This is a genomic window from Geoglobus ahangari (genome assembly GCF_001006045.1).
Taxonomy (GTDB): domain Archaea; phylum Halobacteriota; class Archaeoglobi; order Archaeoglobales; family Archaeoglobaceae; genus Geoglobus; species Geoglobus ahangari.
Genome location: NZ_CP011267.1, coordinates 1,703,860 through 1,725,240 on the forward strand (window position 1 = coordinate 1,703,860; position 21,381 = coordinate 1,725,240).

The 21,381-nt window shown below is 53.0% G+C and carries 26 protein-coding genes; 7 read left to right on the plus strand and 19 right to left on the minus strand.

The window, feature by feature from the left end:
- Positions 1-79 precede the first annotated feature (79 nt).
- The 11 genes from albA to GAH_RS09895 all read right to left on the minus strand — a co-directional run bounded on the left by albA (position 80) and on the right by GAH_RS09895 (position 8,829).
- Positions 80-355: a DNA-binding protein Alba gene (albA, locus tag GAH_RS09845; RefSeq protein WP_048096889.1), complete on the minus strand. Its 276-nt coding sequence runs from the start codon at positions 353-355 to the stop codon at positions 80-82.
- Positions 356-412: 57 nt separating this feature from the next.
- Positions 413-1,300 (minus strand): methyltransferase domain-containing protein, encoded by an 888-nt coding sequence (locus tag GAH_RS10485; RefSeq protein WP_052747847.1) that lies wholly within the window; start codon positions 1,298-1,300, stop codon positions 413-415.
- Positions 1,301-1,630 (minus strand): helix-turn-helix domain-containing protein, encoded by a 330-nt coding sequence (locus tag GAH_RS09855; RefSeq protein ID WP_048096475.1) that lies wholly within the window; start codon positions 1,628-1,630, stop codon positions 1,301-1,303. It lies immediately after the preceding gene.
- A gap of 124 nt (positions 1,631-1,754) precedes the next feature.
- Entirely contained in the window at positions 1,755-3,428 is a 1,674-nt protein-coding gene (flaJ, locus tag GAH_RS09860; RefSeq protein ID WP_169745356.1) for an archaellar assembly protein FlaJ, read from the minus strand.
- Between the two features lie 5 nt (positions 3,429-3,433).
- Entirely contained in the window at positions 3,434-5,077 is a 1,644-nt protein-coding gene (locus GAH_RS09865) for a type II/IV secretion system ATPase subunit (RefSeq protein ID WP_048096479.1), read from the minus strand.
- A 1-nt stretch (position 5,078) separates the two neighbouring features.
- A complete protein-coding gene (locus tag GAH_RS09870; protein WP_048096481.1) occupies positions 5,079-5,774 on the minus strand; it encodes an ATPase domain-containing protein in 696 nt (231 codons plus the stop codon).
- A gap of 6 nt (positions 5,775-5,780) precedes the next feature.
- Positions 5,781-6,218: a hypothetical protein gene (locus tag GAH_RS09875; protein WP_048096484.1), complete on the minus strand. Its 438-nt coding sequence runs from the start codon at positions 6,216-6,218 to the stop codon at positions 5,781-5,783.
- Between the two features lies 1 nt (position 6,219).
- Positions 6,220-6,657, minus strand: coding sequence for a hypothetical protein (locus tag GAH_RS09880; protein ID WP_048096485.1), 438 nt, complete (start codon positions 6,655-6,657; stop codon positions 6,220-6,222).
- Positions 6,647-7,618: a FlaD/FlaE family flagellar protein gene (locus GAH_RS09885; protein ID WP_048096488.1), complete on the minus strand. Its 972-nt coding sequence runs from the start codon at positions 7,616-7,618 to the stop codon at positions 6,647-6,649. Before GAH_RS09885 ends, GAH_RS09880 begins: the two co-directional genes overlap by 11 nt.
- Positions 7,611-8,063, minus strand: coding sequence for a flagella accessory protein C (locus tag GAH_RS09890; protein ID WP_169745357.1), 453 nt, complete (start codon positions 8,061-8,063; stop codon positions 7,611-7,613). The genes GAH_RS09885 and GAH_RS09890 overlap by 8 nt, the downstream gene beginning before the upstream one ends.
- Positions 8,064-8,151: 88 nt before the next feature.
- The gene (locus GAH_RS09895) at positions 8,152-8,829 is read right to left on the minus strand and encodes a flagellin (protein WP_245604025.1); all 678 of its coding nucleotides are present in this window, start codon (positions 8,827-8,829) and stop codon (positions 8,152-8,154) included.
- A 410-nt stretch (positions 8,830-9,239) separates the two neighbouring features.
- Here GAH_RS09895 and GAH_RS09900 point away from each other — a divergent pair, with 410 nt between their 5' ends.
- Both GAH_RS09900 and GAH_RS09905 read left to right on the plus strand, forming a co-directional pair.
- Positions 9,240-9,881, plus strand: coding sequence for a hypothetical protein (locus GAH_RS09900; RefSeq protein WP_048096493.1), 642 nt, complete (start codon positions 9,240-9,242; stop codon positions 9,879-9,881).
- 31 nt (positions 9,882-9,912) lie between these two features.
- The gene (locus GAH_RS09905) at positions 9,913-10,725 is read left to right on the plus strand and encodes a menaquinone biosynthesis family protein (protein ID WP_048096495.1); all 813 of its coding nucleotides are present in this window, start codon (positions 9,913-9,915) and stop codon (positions 10,723-10,725) included.
- A gap of 3 nt (positions 10,726-10,728) precedes the next feature.
- Here GAH_RS09905 and GAH_RS09910 read toward each other — a convergent pair whose 3' ends face one another.
- A complete protein-coding gene (locus tag GAH_RS09910) occupies positions 10,729-11,427 on the minus strand; it encodes a dihydroorotate dehydrogenase electron transfer subunit (RefSeq protein ID WP_048096497.1) in 699 nt (232 codons plus the stop codon).
- Between the two features lie 71 nt (positions 11,428-11,498).
- Here GAH_RS09910 and GAH_RS09915 point away from each other — a divergent pair, with 71 nt between their 5' ends.
- Positions 11,499-11,957, plus strand: coding sequence for a DUF2240 family protein (locus GAH_RS09915; RefSeq protein ID WP_048096498.1), 459 nt, complete (start codon positions 11,499-11,501; stop codon positions 11,955-11,957).
- Positions 11,954-12,565 (plus strand): metallophosphoesterase, encoded by a 612-nt coding sequence (locus GAH_RS10490; protein ID WP_052747849.1) that lies wholly within the window; start codon positions 11,954-11,956, stop codon positions 12,563-12,565. The genes GAH_RS09915 and GAH_RS10490 overlap by 4 nt, the downstream gene beginning before the upstream one ends.
- On the opposite strand, the gene GAH_RS09925 is transcribed toward GAH_RS10490, so the two are convergent.
- Positions 12,531-13,586, minus strand: a complete 1,056-nt coding sequence (locus GAH_RS09925; RefSeq protein WP_048096500.1) for a DUF763 domain-containing protein — start codon at positions 13,584-13,586, stop codon at positions 12,531-12,533. The genes GAH_RS10490 and GAH_RS09925 overlap by 35 nt on opposite strands.
- Positions 13,587-13,615: 29 nt before the next feature.
- Positions 13,616-14,044 (minus strand): ferritin-like domain-containing protein, encoded by a 429-nt coding sequence (locus GAH_RS09930; protein ID WP_048096501.1) that lies wholly within the window; start codon positions 14,042-14,044, stop codon positions 13,616-13,618.
- A 98-nt stretch (positions 14,045-14,142) separates the two neighbouring features.
- On the opposite strand from GAH_RS09930, the gene GAH_RS09935 reads away from it, so the two are divergent.
- Positions 14,143-15,546 (plus strand): bifunctional ADP-dependent NAD(P)H-hydrate dehydratase/NAD(P)H-hydrate epimerase, encoded by a 1,404-nt coding sequence (locus tag GAH_RS09935; RefSeq protein ID WP_048096502.1) that lies wholly within the window; start codon positions 14,143-14,145, stop codon positions 15,544-15,546.
- Here GAH_RS09935 and GAH_RS09940 read toward each other — a convergent pair.
- The gene (locus GAH_RS09940; protein WP_048096892.1) at positions 15,538-16,710 is read right to left on the minus strand and encodes a tubulin/FtsZ family protein; all 1,173 of its coding nucleotides are present in this window, start codon (positions 16,708-16,710) and stop codon (positions 15,538-15,540) included. The two genes, GAH_RS09935 and GAH_RS09940, sit on opposite strands and share 9 nt — an antisense overlap.
- A gap of 226 nt (positions 16,711-16,936) precedes the next feature.
- Between GAH_RS09940 and GAH_RS10750 the strand changes: the two genes are divergently transcribed.
- Positions 16,937-17,083, plus strand: a complete 147-nt coding sequence (locus tag GAH_RS10750; RefSeq protein WP_156967459.1) for a hypothetical protein — start codon at positions 16,937-16,939, stop codon at positions 17,081-17,083.
- 14 nt (positions 17,084-17,097) lie between these two features.
- Here GAH_RS10750 and GAH_RS09945 read toward each other — a convergent pair whose 3' ends face one another.
- The 3 genes from GAH_RS09945 to GAH_RS09955 form a co-directional block, all read right to left on the minus strand.
- A complete protein-coding gene (locus GAH_RS09945) occupies positions 17,098-17,859 on the minus strand; it encodes a thiamine pyrophosphate-dependent enzyme (RefSeq protein ID WP_048096503.1) in 762 nt (253 codons plus the stop codon).
- A complete protein-coding gene (locus tag GAH_RS09950; RefSeq protein ID WP_048096504.1) occupies positions 17,856-19,445 on the minus strand; it encodes a 2-oxoacid:acceptor oxidoreductase subunit alpha in 1,590 nt (529 codons plus the stop codon). Before GAH_RS09950 ends, GAH_RS09945 begins: the two co-directional genes overlap by 4 nt.
- Positions 19,446-19,509: 64 nt before the next feature.
- Positions 19,510-19,800: a DUF211 domain-containing protein gene (locus GAH_RS09955; RefSeq protein WP_048096505.1), complete on the minus strand. Its 291-nt coding sequence runs from the start codon at positions 19,798-19,800 to the stop codon at positions 19,510-19,512.
- Between the two features lie 37 nt (positions 19,801-19,837).
- Between GAH_RS09955 and GAH_RS09960 the strand changes: the two genes are divergently transcribed.
- Positions 19,838-20,476, plus strand: a complete 639-nt coding sequence (locus GAH_RS09960) for a histidinol phosphate phosphatase domain-containing protein (RefSeq protein ID WP_048096507.1) — start codon at positions 19,838-19,840, stop codon at positions 20,474-20,476.
- Here GAH_RS09960 and GAH_RS09965 read toward each other — a convergent pair.
- The gene (locus GAH_RS09965) at positions 20,450-21,379 is read right to left on the minus strand and encodes a polyprenyl synthetase family protein (protein WP_245604026.1); all 930 of its coding nucleotides are present in this window, start codon (positions 21,377-21,379) and stop codon (positions 20,450-20,452) included. The genes GAH_RS09960 and GAH_RS09965 overlap by 27 nt on opposite strands.
- Positions 21,380-21,381 lie beyond the last annotated feature (2 nt).

Here is a 21,381-nt window from a genome sequence, read left to right on the forward strand (position 1 = left end):
AAACAGAATGACAACATGTACAGCCAGATTGATTCAAAACTGATTGGGCCTTCAGAAGAGAAGAGAGAAAATAATTGGATTACTCCTTAACGAGCTCAATCTCAATTGTGGAGACGTTTACGATCCTTCCCTGCTCGCTCTCGAGCTCCTCAGTGTCGATCTTTATGCTCTCAACCTTGACGTTCGGCATGAACCTGTTCCTGACGATCTCTGCCACGTCGACAGCCCTGCTGATCGCCTTGCCCCTCGCCTTGATGACGACCTTGCTCGCACCCTCGTTCAGCTGGGTCAGAGTCGCGAGCACGTAGTTCATAACCGGCTTTGAACCCACAAACACTACTGCCTCCTCTGCCATAGCTATCACCTGAAAACGCATGATGGAGGGCGGTATTTAAACTTTTTTAAAGAACGGTCACTCCCCAACCTCGATGACCATCACGTGGTTCCCGTACCCTTTGACGGTGTACAGGACACCGAGCCTGTCGAGTTCCAGCGTGATCTCCCCGACGCTCAGGAAGCCCCTGAAGTTCGGTATCAGGGAGTAGTAGAGGTCGAAGAGCCTCACCCTCTCTGGCTGTAGGTCTGTGAACAGCTCAGAGAACACCACAATCCGCCCCGACGACCCGACTGCGTTGATGGCGTTCCTGAGGACGGACTTCGGGTCGCTGTACTCCAGAATGCTCGAAAGGATCACGACGTCATACTTCCTGCTGAAGTCCATCTTCGAGTCGGCATAACCCTGATTGAGCCTCACCCTGTCCTTCAGCCCCCTCTCCTCGCAGTTTTTCTCCGCAATTTTCAGCAGTGGCTTTGAGTAGTCTACTCCCACGTAGTACCCGGAGCTTCCCACGGCCTCGGAGTAAAAAGCCGGGGATGCGCTGCCACACCCGAGGTCGACCACCTTGTCACCGGCACCTATGTCCGCCACCTCGAGAATGAGCTCCCTTGCGTACCTGTATATCCCGTACTCGAGCCAGAGGTTCCACAGATCTGCGTCCTTGACGAATCCAAGGGTTATGTTTGGGTGCTGGGGGTGGATCAGGGCGTAGTAGGAGGCTCTCTCCATAGCGTCGGCTATGTCAAGTATCCTGCCGTCCACCTCCTCCTTCATGTAGCTGCATGCGTTCTCAAGGAGGGTGCCAAAATCGACATCGGAGAGGTATGACTCCCACTTCTCGAGGTAATCCCTGTTGGGATACTCCTCGAGAAGCCTGAGCTTGAATATGTACGATTTTAATATTAAGTAACCATAAAAGAAGTCCATGAACTTGTCCAGCGTGTTCTTCTGGATCTGTATCATTCAGACCTCTCCGTAAACCTTCTTGACGTACTCCACGACCTTCCTTCCTAAATCAGTAATTCGATAGTATTTAAAACCTTCCTTCTCGACCACCTCCACGAGTCCGAGCTCTATTAACGAACTCGATCCGTTGTACCTGTTCCCCATCCCCCTTATGCAGCCCAGAACGTTGGACGGGTCGCTTCGAATCATGCGGGAAATGTTCGCGAGGTAATCGTAGTTGGGATATATGTTGTAGAGGTAAAAGAGGACCTTCCGTCTCAGTACGCTCTTGTTTATGCTTCTGAGAATGTGAGGATCTATTGTCAGAATGTGCGGCGACGAGATCATTTTCACCCCTCCATCATCACTATAATAGTCACAATACAAAAATCTTATCCTAATTATTATGACAAATAACAGGAAAGAAAAAATAATATCTTTTACGAAATATAGAACATATACTACATGTAACTCAAATTCCGCCGATGTTCAGCAGCGACGTGATGGCAAGCTGGCTGATGTACCCGCTTATTGCCGCAACCCACATCATTCCGACCGTGTGGACGAGACCGGCCATGAACCTGCCGCCATCCATTATCTTGATCGCAAAGGTTGAGAGGATCGCGTGGAGGAGCATCAGAAGTGTGATAAGGTTGGAGACGAAGTGGAGATCCTCCTGAGGAACTATGTGAAGGATGTTGCCTATCATCTCGGTCGGGATGTCAAGAGAGGAGTACAGAGAGTTCATGGACTGTACAACACCGAATGATATGTAGAGGGCAAAGGATATCCCGATTATGACTCCGTAGGCAATTCCGATGAATGAGCCGGTCGTCTGGGCCCTCCTCTTCCTCAGGTTGTTGATCGTTATGAAATTCTCGGCGACTATCTCAGCCACATCTATTGGCTCCGCACCGAGGGAGATCGCCTCGACGAACATGTCAGTGAAGCGGTATATCAGGTTGCTGTTGGTTGAGATCGCAAACTTCTCCCATGCCCTCCGCTTGTTTATCCTCGAGTTCAGTCTCCTGTAGAGTGCCCTGATGTCCTCGGTAAGCGCCCCGAAGTCGTGAGTAGTGAGGTACTTCAGGCTCTCGAGTATGTTGCCACCTCTCGCAGATGCTGACGCGCCGAGGCTCATTATGAAGGACGGCGCGTTTCTGTCCTTCTCCATTATCAGCTTCTCCTCCTTCTTGGCCGCGTATCCGGGAATGAGCAGCGGAAGTATGGAGATGGCGACTATGAACATGAATGGCAGGTTTATCAGGCCGTAAACGTAGTTGGCGAAGAGCAGGGCGGTGAAGACAATCAGGAACAGAACCATGGATACGGCAAACAGTCTGTAAAGCCTCCTGTCGACGATCGTGTACTCTCCAGAGGTCTGCCAGAGCGGGTCTTCGGGCACCACCGCTTTCAGATAGATCATGACTCCTATCTCGGCGATGAAGAAGAATATCATGATGAGGTATAGGGTGAACTTTATGCTTATCCCCGTGAGGAAAGGCATTATTATCGCAAATGCCGCAAAGAAGCTCAGAGAGAGAATTATCGAGACGTATATCTCCTTGAAGATGTCTATGCTGTACATCTTGCCGTTGTAGAGGGTTACGAAATCCTCCATGACAACCTTCTGCTCCCTCTTGATGAACTCCTTGAAGTCCTCACCGCTGTCAAGCTCGTGAGCCATCCTGTCGAGGAAGTCCGAGAATATCTTGCTCGGGGTTCTCTTGGCTATGAACCTACACGCCTGAGCGAGATTTCTCCTCCACTTATCCATCAGCAGGAATATTTTTCTCGTTTCCTCGGCCAGAGCCTTGTACTCCTTCCTCTCAGAGAGAATCTTCATGAGCTCCTTCCTGTCGATTTCTGAAGTGGAGAGGGCGCCCATGTGGGTTATGTAGAAGTGTATGTTGCTGTCGATCTCGTTCTTCATCCTCACCTCGACCATCTTGATGTAGAGCAGGGCTGGGAGCAGGAGGAAGAGCGGAACGAACAGCACGAGAAGCCTGAACATTCCAAGAAACTCGAGGGATGAGTAGAGGACGAAGTAGATGAGGAAGAACAGGACGAGAGCACCGAGTAGGGATGGAAGCAGAATGAACTTCAGGTACCTCTCCACGTTTATGCCAAGGTGTCTGACGTTCATGCCCATCACAGCCTGAAAGGCAACCCCTCTATTCCCTTCTTGTAGAAGTTCCAGATTATCCTAACAACCTCGTAGTAATCGAATATCTTCTCCTCAACCATCCTGCTCAGTATCCTCGCCCTCAGCTCGAGCTCGTTGTAGATCTCCCTTGGATCCTCATAGCCGGCAGTCTGGGCGATCTTGTTCTCCAGAATGTAGCTGTTGTAAAGCCCCCTGAAGATATGCTCGTCATTCACGCTGTCCCATTCAAAGACCGACCTCGTCACAACCCCTCCGATCTCCTCATAGTACCCCTCAATCTCCTCAACGACGAGGCACCTTCTCAGGAACTGCCCCTTCCTGTACACTGCCTGCTGGATGAGTGCGACGTTGAGGTTGTCGATGAAGGTTATCGGCACGTTGATCGGGTCTCCCGTCAGCCTCTGTATGAGCTTCTTGACACTCCCAGCGTGGAATGTTGCGAGGACAGGGTGACCGGTCTGCATGGCCTGAAACGCGATGGAACCCTCCTTTCCTCTGATCTCTCCGACTATGATGTAGTTGGGCCTGCTTCTCAGCGCAGCCCTCAGCAGGTCGAACAGATCCACCTTTCCTGCCTCGCCCCTCTCCCTCGTGTTGAGCTGCTGCCAGACCGCGTGGGGTACCTGAACCTCCGGAGTGTCCTCGGCAGTGTAAATCTTCGAGTCGGGCTTGATGAAGGGGATCATGGCGTTGAGTGTGGTTGTTTTTCCGCTCGCAGTCTCACCGCTGACCCATATGCTCATCCCGTACTCCAGGCAGAGCCAGAGGTAGGCTGCAACCTCGGCGCTCAGGGTTCCCCAGTTGATGAGCTGGGTGATGCTTATCGGCACTGCTGTGAACTTCCTGATTGTGAATGACGGACCCTTGAGGCTGACGTCTGTGGAGTAGATTATGTTGATTCTGCTCCCGTCTGGCAGGGAGCCATCGACAATCGGCTCCTTCTCGCTGACCGGCCTGCCCATCCTCTCTCCGAGGTTCTTCAGGAACTCCGCCATCTTCAGATCGTCGCCGAAGTCTATGTTCGTTGGCATCATGTCGAAGATCTTGTGGACGATGTGGGTGTTTTTCGGGCCAATTACGTGAATGTCCTCGATGTACGGATCCCTGATTAGTGGCTCCAAAGGCCCGGTTCCAACGACCTCCCTCTTTATCAGGTAGCGAAAGTTGTAGGCCTCCTCCCTCGTGAGAGGGATTTTTGAGAAAGACAGCGAGAAGCGGCTCCTCTTCTTGTAGTCCTTCCGCACGCTGGTAACCTCCACCACCTGATCGAAGAGCTTGTCTATCAGCCTCTCCATCTCCTCGTCGCTCTCAGGTGGTGGCTCATATGGCGCGAGCTCGAGCATCGCGTCGAGAACCGCATTGAACTTGTCTTCCTCTTCCCTCCTCAGCCTCGGCTCTATTGCTATGTAGTGCTTCTTCCCCTCTCTGTCGGTGTAGATGTGAATGAAAACGGGATCGCCTACAGGGTAGATTATGTTCGGCCTCGGGAGGGACTTCATCTCCCTCGAGAGCTGGACGACGAAGTTGGGAATCGTGCCCTCCCTCTTTCTGAAACTGTCCAGATACCTCTTCAGGTGAGGGTTCCTCTTCAGGGCAACGTCCAGCCTGTCGCTGACTATTGCCTTCATATCACGCCACCGCTGCTATCTCGACCACAAGCCCTATCTTCGGCTCCACCCTGAAGGCTATCTGCTTCTGGTACTGCCCCGGAGCGAGGTTGTACTTCTTGATGGTCATCATGTTCTTCACGTCCGAGCCAAACTTCTTCAGGGAGCACTCGGCAAGGAATGTTGAAGCGGTTTCGAGCTCCAACATGGCGCTTTCGTCGATCTCCCCAGGAACTGCGGTGGCTATAACCGACCTTCCGGTGGCGGAAATCCTCTTGAGAAATGCGACAAGATCTATGGCCGATTCGGGGTTGATGTCGAATTTTACAAGGGATGAGAGTGAATCGATGATTATTACCTCCGCATCAAAAACGTGTTTTGCGGAGATCAGCCTGTTAACGTAATCCTGCCTCTTTCTGGGCAGGCTTATCAGCGGATAAACGGGAAAAAACTTCAGCTTTCCAGCTATAATTTCCTTCTCCACAGAATAACCAACACTGGACATCTGCTTCACAAAATCGACGGTCGTGAACTGGGTGGAGAGGTACGTTACGGTAACATCGTTCTTGAGCAGGCCGTAGACCATCCTCTGACACACTATGCTCTTTCCGCTCCCGCTCTCTCCGATTATGACTCCAAGGGTTCCCTTCGGGATCCCCCCTCCGATTTTCTTGTGGAACTCATCGTTCTGGATCTGGACTGAGTAGAAGGATACCACTGCCGATCACCCCTGGAACTCGAACGTCTTCTTCACACCAACATCCGATATCACACTGAGCCTCACATCTCCGCTGAGCTGGGGGGTGTAGACGTACAGCGTCGCGGTCTCTCCGGGCTTTATCGAGACCTTGTCCGAGGTGAAGTCCACAACTGTTCCGTTCAGCATGACTGTGAGGGTCTTGTTGGTTGTGTAAAGCTCCTCAGTCCCCGTGTTTTTCAGGTAGATTATGTACGCTCCAAGCGTTGAGTTGTACACAACATTAACAGGGTCGTTTATTATCTCGAAGTCGGTGCCCACGAGCTTCTTGAGGTTCTCCCCCTGCTCGTTCGCCTCTATTGCGATCTTCTGGACTGTGATGAACATCACCGCTGATGCTGATGAGGCGATGATCACCGCTGTTATGAAGATGATCAGGTGTGTGGCAACCTCACCGAATCCCATCTCAGGTCACCACGTAGGTTGTATACAGCGCGTATCCATTGTCCGCCACAACCTTCAGCCTGTGAGATGTCCCATTTCCACCGGGAAGGAAGTAAGCGTTTATCTCGACCGCAGTCTCGGGGTACAGCTTGCTCCTGTTGTAGTCAAAGCCGTACTTTATCCCGTCAACTATCAGGTCGAAGTTCTCGAGGTTCAGGGTTGTTGTGCCCGTGTTCTTCAGAACCACGGTGAGGTTGTGGCTCGTCGCTGTCGCATTTGTCGCACTCACGCTCAGAAACTCCATGCGGGTGTTGGAGGATGCTTCGATCCTGTCCTTCTTCTCCCTGAGCTCGCTCACGTAGGTTTTCGCCGTGTCGCTCGCTATGCTGTACACGAGGCCGAACACCGCCAGACTGAACACAAAAATTATTGTGAATGCAGCGGTGGTGCTAAAGCCCATTTATCTCACTTACCCCCTTCTTTATCCTGTATATCTGCCTCTCGACCTCGTGCAGTATCTCCTTGTTCATCCTGCCCGTCTTCAGCGCCTCTATGAAGAGCAGGGACATTATGTGATCCTGAACGTTCATGTACCCCACAGGCCTCCAGTCCGAACTCTCGTGGTAGAGCCTTATGCCCTTCGCATACCTCAGAATGTCGAACATCATGCTCTCGGAAATCCACCCTATGTCCACGTAGTAGTCCAGCACATCCTCAAGCCCGCTGTAGCCGACCCTCTCAATCATGTACTCGATCCACTTCAGCAGAAACATCATCGACCTCGTGTTGGACGGAATTCTGTCGAGATAAACCTGATCTGCCTGAGCCCGCTCCCTCGACAGCGAGAGAGCCTGAGCCGGTGGTCTTATGTCAGGCACTCCAAACCCGAAACCCCTACCTCTCTCTTCCTGCTCCACACTTTCGCCTCCACCAGATCTTACAAGGTCTTCAAACCCCCTCTCCTCAGCCTCAACCTTGGCAACATCAGCGCTCTGAACCTCTCCGCCAACCTCCTCGACCTCAGGCGCTGGTGACACGTCCGGAACCTGAGCTTCCTGGTGTGACGGCACAGGCCCAGATTTGGACAACTTTTCCAGAAGCTTCTCCAGCCGGTCTATCTTGCTGTACAGGTCTGCCACATCAATGTCGATCCTGTCGCGTAGCTTCTTTTCGACGTTCTGCACGATCTTCTCGACCTGCTCCTCCGTGACCCTCCTGCCCTTCAGAAGCTCGTAGAGATCCCTGATAACGACTGCGGGTATCCTCCCCTTGTAGCTTTCGAGCTTGTTCTTGAGCTCTGACTCGCTGAGGTACTTGCTCTTTTCCTCCTTCCTCTGCTCCTGCTGGTCGCTCTCCTCTTCGCCTCCACCTCCACCCTGGATCTCGTCAAGATAGATGACCTTCCTGATGTCATCACTCAAAGCTGATCACCCCCTCATACAGGACCTCATTCACAACCTCCTTCAGGTTCACAGCGCTCCTGTAGATCATCCTGATGTCCATCTGGAGGTCGAGGATCAGCTCCTCGAACTCCTCGATCTTTTTCTCGAGCTCATCTATCCTCTCAAAGCTGAGCTTTGTCGCTTTTGAGCTTCCAACGAACGGATTGATCTGGGCTGAGACGACCTCGTACAGAGCCATCATATCCTTCATTGACTCCTCGATCTTCTTCATCTCATCTCTCAGCCCATCTATCTCCTTCTTCAGGTTGCTCATCGAGATGTCCATTCTCGGCAGTCTGTTCTCGATGTCGCTCAGCCTCTCGTTGATCTTCATTATCATGTCGTCGTCCTGCGATTCCTGAGCCTGAGGTTCGCTAACCTCTTCTTCAACAACCTCTTCCTCTTCCACCTGCTCTTCGACCACCTCCTCCTCTTTCTCCTTTTTTAGCTTTTTTAATAAATTAAACCCCATAAAAATCACCTCAAAAAATATTGGAGAAAGGGCGCTGCGATTACTGGAGCTCAACGACCGACTCAGTGTATGCTGCAGGTGTGGTGAACTCGATTATACCCGGAGCACCGAACTCAGGCCTGACCTCTCCAGAGACGGAGGTTCTCGGAGCCCATCCACCGAAGGCAGAGCTGACGTTGATCGTGAGTATCACCTTGTCTCCCGCGTTGATCACCGGGTAGCTACCAGAGGTGATCGAGCCGTCCTCGTCCTGCAGCACGATTATACCGAAGTCTGTGGATGCGGAAAGGTTGGCCCATGCAGCCTGAGTCGTGTCAAACGTGTCTGAGATTCCAGAGGTTCCATCTGTGAACGCCGCGGTGTTCTGCTTGAACGTAACGGTCTTGCTACCGTCGTAGAGTGTAATCTTGGTGGCGTTGAGGTCTATCTCCTGCCCACCAGTGTTGACCTCCACATATATCGCGAGAAGGTCGACAGTACCGCTAGCGCTTCTCGGACTGTCCACATGTCCGAGCACCTTCACAACCTTAATACCGCTCGCAACCTCTTGGGTCGTCTGCCTTCCGGTGGCCATGGCCTTCTGCTGCAGGAAGCCGACTGTCTGTATCAGCACTGCAGCGCTCACTGCCGCCACCAGCACGATGGCGATGAAGACTATCAGTATTTCAATTCCTATCGCACCCTTCTCGTCCTTTTTAAACCCCTTCTTCCGTACCACCGCACAACACCTCCTTTGGCACTCCATTGTTTATCGGGAACAAATAAAACCATTTTTTGCAAGTCGGTTGGTATTTGATATAACACGTACAAATCTACCTACATATGCACCTGCATAGGCTGGGAATGGAGTTCGAAAAACGAGAAAAAGAGGATCCAACGCAGAGAAAGACGGCAGAAACAAACCATAAGAGCTGTTCAATTCGCTAACAAATTTTTAGTGGGGGGTGCCAACAAAACTATCGGTGGCGGCGGGATCGATGCAAAACGCACTAAATGAGGCACCCCCGTGTTTTTATATGGCGTTCGATGTAAATAAATGTTTTGGTGTCAGATTGTTCGAAAATCCTTACACAAAATCAGGATTAACAGCGAATAAAATTTATAATAGCATAAACCCACTGATTAAACATGGCCAACCTCGTAGTGTCTCAGATGATCAGGGACATTGAGAAGTACGGCTGCAGAACCGTGATATTCTACGAGAACATATATCCAGCCATCGCATTCTTCAAAAAGATTATGGAGGGCAGGGAGAACGTTAACCTCCTCCTGTTCTCAAACAACTCGTACAGACAGCTGAAGCTCCTGTCGAAGCTCTCAGACATTGACCTGTCAGCAGCAAAGACCATCCTCATAAACAGGGACGGACGGGGAGATGCCGACGTAATCTTCAGATACGATCAGGTCGAGGATCTCTACAGCCACGTCAGCGAGCTCAGCGGGACGCTCGTCGTACTCGGAAGATCACACCTAAAGATCGTGTCGGACGAGTACATAGCCATCCTGTTCGACATACTCGAGAGCCTCAACAACGGAACGCAGGTCTACGCCTTCACGAATTACAGAAGCTACACTGAAAGGGAGGTTGCCATGATATCCAGCCTCTTCGACGTGGCTATAGTGCTGAAAAAGCAGGAGGAGTACTTCGGGTTTGGAGAGGAGATCTACGAGTTCCACATAATCCAGAGCATAATTCCGGAGATAAAGCCGGGAATGGACTACTTCAAGGTCAGTGAGGAGATGAAGGTCATAGGGAGGCACAACGGATAACCTAATAAAGCCACCATGCATCCTACGCCCCATGAAGCTCAGGGTGGCTCACACACCGGATGCAGACGATGCCTTCATGTTCTACGCGATGGTGGAGGGTAAAATCAAGTTGGGCTTTGAGGTTGAGCACATAATTGAGGACATAGAGAACCTGAACAGGCGCGCTTTTCAGGGCGATCTCGAGGTCACCGCTCTCTCCGTTCACGCTTACGCCTACCTCAGCGACAGGTACAGAATTCTGTCCGCAGGGGCGAGCGTTGGGGATGGATACGGGCCGATAGTCGTTGCGAGGGAAGAGATCGATCTTGAGGGAAAGAGGATCGCGATACCGGGAAGGTACACTTCTGCTGCGCTCTACCTGAAGCTCGCCCTCGACAGTTTTGAGCTCGTTGAGATGAGGTTCGACAGGATAATGCAGGCGGTTAAGGACGGAGATGTGGACGCGGGTCTGCTGATACACGAGGGGCAGCTCACATACAGGGAGCACGGGCTTGAGAAGGTTCTCGACCTCTGGGAGTGGTGGCACGAGAGAACTGGCCTTCCAATGCCTCTCGGCGTGAACGTGATCTCGAGGAGCGTGCCGGAGGACGTGCAGGTTGAGTTTCTGAGGGCCATGAGGGAGAGCATAGATTACGCCATCAGAAACCCAGATGAGGCAACGAGGTATGCGATGAGGTATGCGAGGGGCATGGACTTCGAAACCACCAAGAGGTTTGCGATGATGTACGTGAACGAGTACACATACAGGATGCCGGAGAGTGTTGTGGAGGCCATGAACAGGCTCTTCGAGATGGCAGAGGAGAGAGGGATCCTGAAAAAGCCACCCCTCGACATCCTCTTCTGATTTTTACACGAGCTGTTTTCCAGAAAACACTGGCCCGTCAGCACACACTCTCAGCCCGTTCTCGATCACGCATGACCCGCAAACACCAATCCCGCACCTCATGTACCGCTCGAGAGAGAGCTCTGCCCTTTCAACCGCACCTCTCTCTTTCAAAAATCCGAGAAGGGCTCTGACCATCCCTTCAGGTCCGCAGGCGTAAATTTTGTCGTATTCGTTTAATTCCATGTCCTCCAGCAGATCCAAGACCGTGCCCCTGACACCGGCGCTCCCATCTTCGGTTGCGATCTGCACGTTATCGAACCTCTCAACGAGAGCGAGCTCGTCCGAGTTTTTCACCCCGTAAACCACCCTGATCTCTGCACCGCACCTCTTAAGAAAGTCGTGCAGAAAGGCAAGCGGGGCTACGCCAATTCCACCCGCAATTATGAGCGCCCTTCCAGAAGTTGGGGAGAACGGGTTGCCGAACGGCCCCCTGACACCAACGACCTCTCCACCCTCGAAGCTGACGATCTTTTCGGTGGTCTCTCCAACTGCCTTTACAGTCACGGACCTCGGAGAGGAGAGGCTCAGCGGAATCTCCTCGTAGCCGAACACGTTCAGCATGATGAACTGACCGGGGTATGCGAGGATCGGCTTTGAGAAGTACAAGGTCGAGATTCTCTCGCTGTGGCGGACGACTCTCTCAACCCTGAGTGTGAACATGTTCCAGAGTTTCCGGCGTTATTTATAAAGCCATCGTAACTGTTATTTTCCACAGAGCCGAGGTTTGTGCAATGCTGAAGGAAACCATAGCGTCTGCGTTCAGGGCGAAGGGCAAGAAGACGATGGACAGGAAGGAGATAACCTACACCCTATCCTTCGACCTGAAGTACTTCTCCCACGAGACCAGCAAGAAGGTGGTCGAGCTCGCGGAGAAGAGGGGTCTGCTCAGGGAGAGGAACGGGGAGCTAGAGCCGGCATTCGACATTGGTGAGGTCACGATCCCACCAGACTTCAAGCCCGACGTTAACAGAATCTTTCATGACGAGACGATTTTCGACAGGATCGTTGACGAGATTTCCGAGACCACGGGGAAGGAGAAGGCCGAGATCATAAGAGAGGTGAACCGAAAGCAGATGGAGCTCGGAAACGTGCTGGATGTGGAGGTTGTGGCTCTTCTGTACGGCCTCGAGATGGGTGTGGACCTGAAGGAGTACATTCCAGAGGTCGAGAGGGAAATTCTGGGAAGATGAGGTTCTCCGAGACTGGGGCTCTAAAAATTGGCAGGACGCTCATAATCTCGGACATCCACCTCGGAATACTGGGATTCCCGGACTTCTCGCTGCTCGACAGGATACTCGACGCGTACTTCAAAAGCGGTGCGGAGAGGCTTGTTATAAACGGAGACCTGAAGCACAGGCTCGGGAGGAGCGAGCTGAAGTCTGTCGAGAGGTTTATTGAGGAGATCGAGGATCAGGTTTCCGAGCTTGTGCTTGTGAGGGGGAATCACGATGGTCTTCTGGATGAGGTTCACGAGGTCATGGACTGCTTTTCTGAGGGGAAGGTTACAATTCTCCACGGCCACAGGGAGTACTGCGACGTGTGGGGTAGTAAAGTGCTCGTTGTCGCGCACGCGCATCCAGCAGTCCTGATCCCGGACGTTGTCGGAGGGATCAAGGAGAGGGCGTGGATGGTGCACGAGGGTGAGGGGTTCAGGTGCATAGTGATGCCAGCCTTCAATGAGATGTGCTCCTCCACAGCTGTGAACCTCGAAAAGCCTCCGGGCTTCGTCTTCGACAGGCTTTGGGAGTTCGAGGTGTTCACGGTCACTGGCTACTACTACGGGAGGGTGAGGTTTTAGCGAGCCTCTCGAGCATTGCCTTCCTTTCGAAGTCGCTAAGCTCGGCCTGCCTTATAGCAGCCTCCATGAACTCTATGACCTGCTCGTAAACCCTCGGGTTCACGGGGAACGGCACGCCGTCCTTTCCCCCGAGAGCGAACGAGAACTTCGCAGGGTCCTTCTTGCTGTACTCCGCATCGTAAATCAGCTCGGCAATCAGAGCCAGCGCCCTCACCGCAGCCCTGCCGAGCCCCCTGACCAGCAGCAAGTCCTCGAAGCTGGACGGCTGGAGGTTGTAGGCCTTCTCGAGGGCCTTCCAGTCAACCCTCTTGGGCACGACGCTCTCTCGGTGTGGAACCATGGACAGCAGCCTTGAGTAGTCGAACCTGTACGTGCCGTCGTTGACCACATCAAGCATCGCCCTCCTCGCCTCCCTGCTGTGCCTCGACGTCAGGTCCATAACGCTGCTCTCAAACCTCTGGGTGATTATTCCGGAGTGTGGCTCCTCCACCCTGAGCTCTCCGAGGTGGTGGTACCTCCTTGCGAGCCTCAGACTCTCGTTCATTCCCTGCTGGACCACCACCCAGCCCCTTTTGCTGAAGATCACCGCGTGGTGGTAGAGCGAGTATCCGTCCTGAAGTGCCACGTTGTCGATCTTAGCCGAGAGCCTGCTGACCCTTATCAGCTCCTCTTTCCTCCTCTCACCAATCCCAAGCTCATCGCAGAACCGCTCTATGTCCTCCACGGTTTTTATCGCGTTCTCCCCCTTCCCACCTGCAACCCTTATGTCGAACTCCTCCGTGTTGAGAACGCTCTTGAGAACCCCGGTCAGGACTGTTGTTGATCCAGAGGAGTTCCAGTCGAATCCGAGGACGTTGGAAAAGCTCTGAAAGAAGATGGGATCTGCCATCCTCCGCAGAAACTCCCTCTCTCCAAACTCCTGAATGATAATGTGAACTATGGGCCTTGCAAGCCTCTTCATCTTGTTCAGAAGCCAGTAGGGAGCCTTGCCGTGGTGAAGGGGGAGGTATATCGAGTCCACAAAAAAAGTTAAATGAGATGGTTAAAAATCTATTCCTTGAAATACCTGTCCAGCAGCCCCTTGAGGGCCATAGCGTGTCTGTACTCGTCTCTCGAAGCCTCGTCCCAGATGTCGTGGACCTCGTCGAGCCCCTTCTCCTTCGCCTCCACAGCAACCTTCCTCTTGTGGACGTTCGCCTTCATCTCTCCCTCAAGCATGTACTGGAGGCTCTCCTTGAGGGTCTCCTTGATCTTCCCGTTCAGCTCGGCAAACCTTGAGGCGTGATAGGCCTCGTCCATAGCAATTCTGACGAGGACGTTGGCTATCTCCGGATACCCCTCCCTCTCGGCCTGTCTGGCCATGGCGAGGTAAAGGCCGACCTCCATGCACTCGCCCATGAACTCCCTCTCGTTGTACTCCTCAAACTCGGTTCCCTTTGCGACTCCAATCCTGTTCTGGTTGTCACCAAACTCCACCATGTTTCTAACTTATTCAGTTCGATATTTAAACATTTCGGTGGAATATTCGTAGCATGCAAATGCAAAAAGATAAATAGAGACCACGCGAATTTTCAGCGATGAGGGAGCCGATAACGTCCAGAGAAATGGGTGCGCTGGATCTCAACTGCGAGTACTTCGGCCTCTCAAGGCTCCAGCTGATGGAGAACGCTGGAAAAGCTGTTGCTGACGAGATTCTGAAGAGGTTCTCCGGTGGAAAGGTCGTCCTGTTCGCAGGCTCGGGAAACAACGCTGGAGACGGTTTCGTCGCTGTGAGGTTCCTCAAGGGATTTGACGTGGATGTGGTGCTCGCCAGAGACGTGAAAAGCGAGCTTGCAAGGAGGAACCTCGACATTCTCGTAAAAGCGGGCTTCAGCGTGTTCCCGTGGCAAGACTACGATTTCGATTATGCTGACATAGTAATAGACGGCCTCCTCGGAACAGGCTTTCGTGGAGAGCTGAGGAGACCCTACAGCGACATAGTCAGGGCAATCAACGAATCCGAATCGTTTGTGGTTTCCATAGATGTGCCCAGTGGGATGAACGCGGACAGCGGGGAGTACAGGGAGGCCGTTAAGGCAGATCTGACTGTGACATTCCACCGCCCCAAGCCGGGCCTCAGCAGAAGCCCGGAAATTGCTGGAGAGGTTGTTGTTGCGGACATAGGCATCCCGGAGGAGTTCGAGAAACTTGCAGGCCCCGGGGACTTCAGGCTCGCCTACAGAAGGTTCGAGGACGGTCACAAGGGGAGCCACGGGAAAGTGCTGGTTGTTGGGGGGTACCCGTACGTTGGCGCACCATTCCTGGCAGCCTACTCGACATACAAGGCAGGGGCAGACATTGTCACGCTGGCGGTTCCTGAGAGCGTTTATCCGCAGGTTAGCTCCTTCTCACCAGAGATCATCCCGAGAAAGCTCAGAGGGGATGAGATCACCGAGAAGAACGTTGAAGAGATTACAGAGCTCGCCAGAAAGCACGACGTTGTTGTATTCGGCATGGGAACGGTTGATAAGGGCGATGTGGCGGAGGAGATCTCAAAGGGTGTTGAGAAGATCGTTCTTGATGCGGGTGGTCTGACAGCCACCCCACACTGCAGATCGATCCTGACACCGCACAGGCAGGAGTTCGAAAGGGTGTTTGGCTATGAGGCGAGCGAGGAGAGCGTGCTTGTGGCTGCGAATAGCATTGATGGTGCCGTGCTGCTGAAGGGCAAGAGAGACATCGTGAGCGACGGCAGGAGGGTGAAGTACAACGACACGGGCAATGCAGGAATGACGGTTGGAGGGACGGGAGACGTGCTCGCAGGGGTTGCCGGAGCGCTCTTCGCCATATGCGACGATCCGTTCCATGCGGCATGCGCAGCGGCGTTCATAACAGGACTCGCAGGGGACATGTGCTTGGAGGAGAAGGGGTACAACTTTACAGCACTTGACGTCGCGGAAAAGATACCCTACGCGGTAAAAAAGGTTATGGAGCTAAAATAGCGGCTCCAGATCCTCCTCCTCGAAGAGAGAGATCGTCTTTTCTATCCTCTCTTTTTCGGCAATCTCGACCTCCTCCTTCGCCTCGGCGGCAAGCTTCTGCAGCTGCTTGACCCTCGGAATGTCGGTGACGTTGGCGAGAACCACAAGCGCCGCTATGTGCTTCGTCCTCCTCGTCGGGTAGTCTCCGGCCCTCACCTCGACTCCGGCTATCTGCTCCTCAAGCCACAGCTTGGCCTTCTCAAGGCCCTTCCTGTCCAGATACTCCGGCGGCCCGGCGACGAGAACGAGGGCCCTCTCCGCACTCCCAATGTTGCAGGGGATCGTCAGCCTTCCAAGCGCGGCCTTTCTGACGAGGCTTGAGATCCTCGTCGACCTGTCCTCCTCTGCGGTGACAACCTGCTCCTCCTTCTTCTTCAGGAACCCGAACAGACCTCCACCCTTCTTCTTTTCCTGAATTGGCAGAGTGGCGTAGCCGATAGACGAGATCCCCCCTCCCCTGAGGGTGTTTATAACCTCAGAGCTGTCGACCACCATCTCTCCTACCAGCCCCTCCTCAACGGGCTCGCCAGCCCTCGCAAGAATTGCCAGCCTCCTCACGATCTCCTCGTTTATCTTCGCGTAGCTCTCCCTCAGGCTCATGCCCTCAAACTTCCAGGCTCCGTTGTCCACCAGTATGAGGTTGTCTACGTACTTGAGGAGGGTGATCATGCTCCTTGCAGCATTCAGAGAGTAAAGCTTGCCCTCCTCCGGTGCGGGGAGGACGCCAACAGCGTAAACGGGCTCGGAATACATCTCAGAGAGATACTTGGCGAGAACAGGAGAGCCACCACTTCCGGTTCCGCCACCGAGCCCAGCAATGATGAGGAACGCATCTATCTCGTGAGTTCCCATCTCATCTATGGCGTTCAGCACCGTCTCTATCTCCTCCTGAGCGATCTTTGCTCCGAGCTTGTTGTCCGTCCCGACTCCATGCCCCTTGACGATCGTCTGGCCTATCAGTATCCTGTTCTTGGGCGGTATGTGCTTCAGCCCCATCAGATCTGTCCTCGCCGTGTTTACGGCAAGAGCCTTCAGGGTGTTTGACCCTCTGAGCTTCTCGTTCTCCATGAACAGATCGAGTATCTTTCCTCCCGCCTGACCGAAACCTATTGCGAAGAACCTCATGGTGAGCACACCTTTCCTCTTTTTATTCTTCCTCTTGAAAAAATGAGCGCGGGCAATATAATACTTTTCTGTTGCCTCATTGTGAGGTTGTGTATTGTTCTTCATGCATTTTATAAAAAATACGTTAAAAATTGTATAGCACGTGGTATTTATTTAAGCATGAATAAAATAAATTTGTGGCAAAATATTTATAATAGAAAAAACAGAGATAATATTGGGGATGAATATGATAGCGGAAATCCTGTTTGCGGGTGGGTTGATCTCTGCGATCATACTGGCAGTGGTCTCCATCGGCGGCATCATCAAAGCAGTATCAAACCTTTTCAGAACCAGAAAAGATAAGAGCCCCATGGTCAGCGAGAGCGGGGCCTAAGTGCTTCAGAAATTTTACACCCTATTTTTGTGGAGAATTTCCTCAAACGTTTCCTTTTCTGTCTTAAAGAGCACGCCTGTTGCGAACCTATCCATCACCAGTCTGAGGGCGTCATCAAAGCTCTCAGCCGGAGAGACTTCGTGAACGTTTTCCCTCAGCAGATCCCATGTGTTGTTGAAGCTCACGCAGGGCTGCAGTATCTCGAGGAATGAAAACCCTCTGTGGAGGATTGCCCGATACATGAGCTCCTCGAGCTGCTTGATGTTTCCCGCGTATCCTCTCGCGACGAAGGTTGCTCCGGAAATTAAGGCCAGAAGGCAGGGATTCACCGGGTCTTCAGGGTTTCCGAACGGAGTCGTTCTCGTCCTCCTTCCTTTAGGCGTTGTGGCGGTGAACTGGCCCGTTGTCAGGCCGAATACCTCGTTGTTGTGTAGGAAGAGAGCGACGTCAGTGTTCCTCTTCGCGGCGTGGATGAAGTGCTCCATGCCCTCGTTGAGTGCATCCCCATCCCCGGAGAAACCAACGGGGAGAAGGTCTGGATTTGCGAGCTTTATGCCCGTCAGCATCGGAAGAACTCTGCCGTGAATCGTGTGGAAGCTCGGCTGGTCAATGTAGTCCGGAAGCTTGCCGTGGCATCCGATGCCTGCAACGACCACGATTCTCCCCTTCTCTATCCCATCCTTCCCAAGCCTTTTCACTGCGTTTCTGAAGGCCTTAAATATCCCGAAGTTCCCGCACCCCGGGCACCACTCAATCTCCTTCAAAATCGAGCTCATCCGAGCACCTCCCTCAGCTCCTCGGGGGTGAATGGCCTGCCATCCCACTTCAGGACCCTCTCAACCCTCACACCCCTGCTCTCAAGCAGTCCGGCGAGCTGTCCGGTGCGGTTGCACTCGACAACCTTGGCCTTCTCGAGCTCGGGAAGCACGAGCGGTCTGAGGTACCTGATGACGATGAGCCTGTAGCCGAGCTCCTCCACCACTTCATAAAGCGCGCCGAAAGTGGAGCCCCACGTCACCACAGCCTCCTTCCCCTTGAAGTACTCGACATAGCCCTTCCCTCTGACATCTTCGAGGATGAGCTTTTCTTTCCTGACCCTCTTGTCGTGCATGGCTTTCCTGACCTCAGCGCTGTCGGTGGTTATCCCGTACTCGGTGTGCTCGTTCGAGTTGAACTTCGCTATCGCAGGCGGAACCGCATACCTTGATACTCCACTCTCAGTGAGCTCGTACCTCTTCATAACTCCGTCGCTGCTACGGACAATCTCCGTCTCCTCGATTTCTGCACCATGAAGCTCCGCTGTTTGCAGACTCTCCACGAGGTGCTTGTCGGTGAGGAGAATGGCAGGGGTTTGGTACTTCCACGCAAGGTTCATCAGCTCAGCCGAGAGCTTGTAGGCGTCCTCGATCGTGTAGGGGCTCGCGACGACAAGCGGGAACTCCCCGTGAGATGGGTAGAGAACGAAGTTCAGGTCGTCCTGAGCGTGGTAGGTCGCCATTCCGGTTGACGGGCCAACCCTCTGAGCCTCGATGATGAGCAGCGGAACCTCTGCCATCCCTGCCATGCCAATGGACTCGCTCATCAGCGCGAACCCTCCACCGCTCGTCCCGGTTGCACTCCTCTTCCCGGCAAACGCGCTTCCTATGGCCATGTTTACGGCGGCAATCTCGCTCTCTGGCTGGTACGCGATTATGTCCCTCCTCTTCTTGATGATGTAGTGCAGGATTGGAGACGCGGGGGTCATGGGATAGGCATAGTAGTACTCGAGACCTGCAGCGATCAGCCCCTCAGCAATTGCTTTGCTACCAGCAACAACCTCCCTCCTCTCTCCCACCCTTTCAACGGACATCTTGGCCTGATGGTGCTCGAGGAAGTGGTCGTAGGCTGCTTTAGAGATGACAACATCGTCCTTCGCCTTCTCTCCGAAGGTTCTGACGAAGACGTCCTCAAGGACTCCGAAGTCTATGGAGTAGTAGGCCGCTATTGCGCCGAGAGATGCTGCGTTCCTGAAGATCATCGGCTCATTTGCCTCCTTGACTATCTCCGTCATCGGGATGCCGATTCCACCCTTCTCGCAGGAGAACTTGGTATCGTAGATAATGTCGCCCCTCACGTACGGCTCGTGAATCCTGTAGACGTAATCCTCAAGGCAGACGAGGAGGTCGTAATACTTCCTATGGGAGTGAACGGGCTTGTCAGAGACCCTGACGATGCTCGCGTTGTGCCCACCCCGTATGCGAGACTGGTACTCCTGATAGACGAAAGCGTAATAGCCGAGCTCGGAAAACAGCTTCGCGCACAGCTCTCCTGCCTCCTTGACACCGTCGCCGGCGGCACCGGTTATGCAGATGTTAATGTCCATCACTCGGTCAGTAAAAATTCTAAAATATATGGTTTTCCATTCTGAACCTGAATGATTGAAAAAGTCACCTGTCCTGCTCCGTGAGCACGTTCTCCACTATCCTCTTTCCAGCAACGACCTCATCAACGCTGTGGATTACACCTCCAAGGCTCTCGATCGTCCTCTTTATCTCCTCGAAGTCCATCTCATCCCCAACAATCGTTATCTTCACGTTCTCCGTGTTCTGGTCTATCTCGTACAGGCTCAGGTTAACACCGTCCACGAACTCCAGCTCGCTGAGTATCTTCGCCAGCAGCAGATTGCTCGGCTCGTGGGGCTTCAGAACATCCAGAACCAGCCTTCTGATTCCCGCCACAAAAAACATTAATACCCACCTTATTTAACTCTTTTGTATGATTGACCTGCACATTCACTCTGTCTTCAGCGACGGAGAGCTCATACCATCAGAAATTGCGAGAAGGCTTGCAAGCATTAACTATACGGCGTTTGCGATTACCGATCACGTCGATTTCACAAACATGGAGCATGTGGTAGGCTCGCTCATGAAAATGAGGGACGTGATGGATGATTACGAGCTTAAGATGCTCGTGGGCGTGGAGATCACTCATGTCCCCCCGAAGCTGATCGGAAAGGCTGTGAGATTCGCAAGGAAGCTTGGCGCGGAAATTGTGGTCGTTCACGGGGAGACGATAGTCGAGCCCGTCAGGGAGGGGACGAACCTCAGCGCCGTGAATGAGGAGATAGATATCCTCGCCCATCCCGGCCTTGTGGACGAGGTGACTGCCCAGCTTGCCGCAGACAATGGAGTATACTTCGAGATAACATCCCGAAAGGGGCACTCGCTCACCAACGGCCATGTGGCAAGGATTGCTGAGAAGTTCGGAGTCGAGCTGGTGGTAAACACGGACTCGCACTCGCCGTCAGACTTCATAACAAGGGAGGATGCGGAGAAAGTGCTCAGAGGGGCTGGAGTAGGGGATGTGGAAAGAGTGTTCAAAAACTCATCAAGGATAGTGCGCCTCAAGGATTGATATCACTTCCCTGTTCTTGCTCACGTAGTTCTTTATCATGTTCACGGTCATGTAGTCAACAAGGTAGAGGAGCTTCTCCTTGGCCTCCGAGCTCGGGAACGACTCAAGAGCCCTCTTGCTCTTCTCAGTGAACTTCTTTATAAGCTCGAGAACCCTGTGGACGGACTCCTTGAACCCGAACGTCCTCTCCAGCAGGAGAGGTAGCGTGAGGGACTCGAACTCGCTCTTCTTGTCCTCGAATATCTCGAGGTACTCGAGAAGGTCGTCGACGAGCTGGTATGCGATTCCCAGATTGAACCCGTACTGGTACATCTTCTCGGACTTCGAGTTGTCTCCGGATATGAACTTGTACGCGTTTCTTGCAGAATACGCGAAGAGCGAGGCTGTCTTGAGCTCTATGCACCTGAAGTACTCCTCCTCGCCAAAGTCGTCGGTTATGCTGTAAACGTCCAGAATCTCCCCCTCACTCATCATCATTCCTGTTCTCGCGAAGTTTCTCACCACTTCCGGCCCGTACTTGGACGTGAGCTCAACAGACTTCGAGATGAGCCAGTCTCCAACGAGCATGGCCAGAGAGGGGTCATACTTCACGTTGAGCGTCTCAACATTCCTCCTGACCACACCCCTATCGATGATGTCATCATGAGCGAGACTCGCGGTGTGGATGAGCTCAACGGCCATTGCCATGTCGAGCACAGTTTCGTAATCTCCACCGGCAAGTTTTCCGCTCAGAAGAACGATTATGGGGCGGGTTCTCTTTCCCCCGGCCTTAATCAGGTGCTGAAGAGCCTTCTTCACCTTGGGAAGAGTATCAGCATTACTCACAAGCCTCTGGAGAGAGTCGTTAACAATCCTGTATTCCTCCCAGTTCTCAATCATCTCTCCATACCTCTCTAACTTCATTT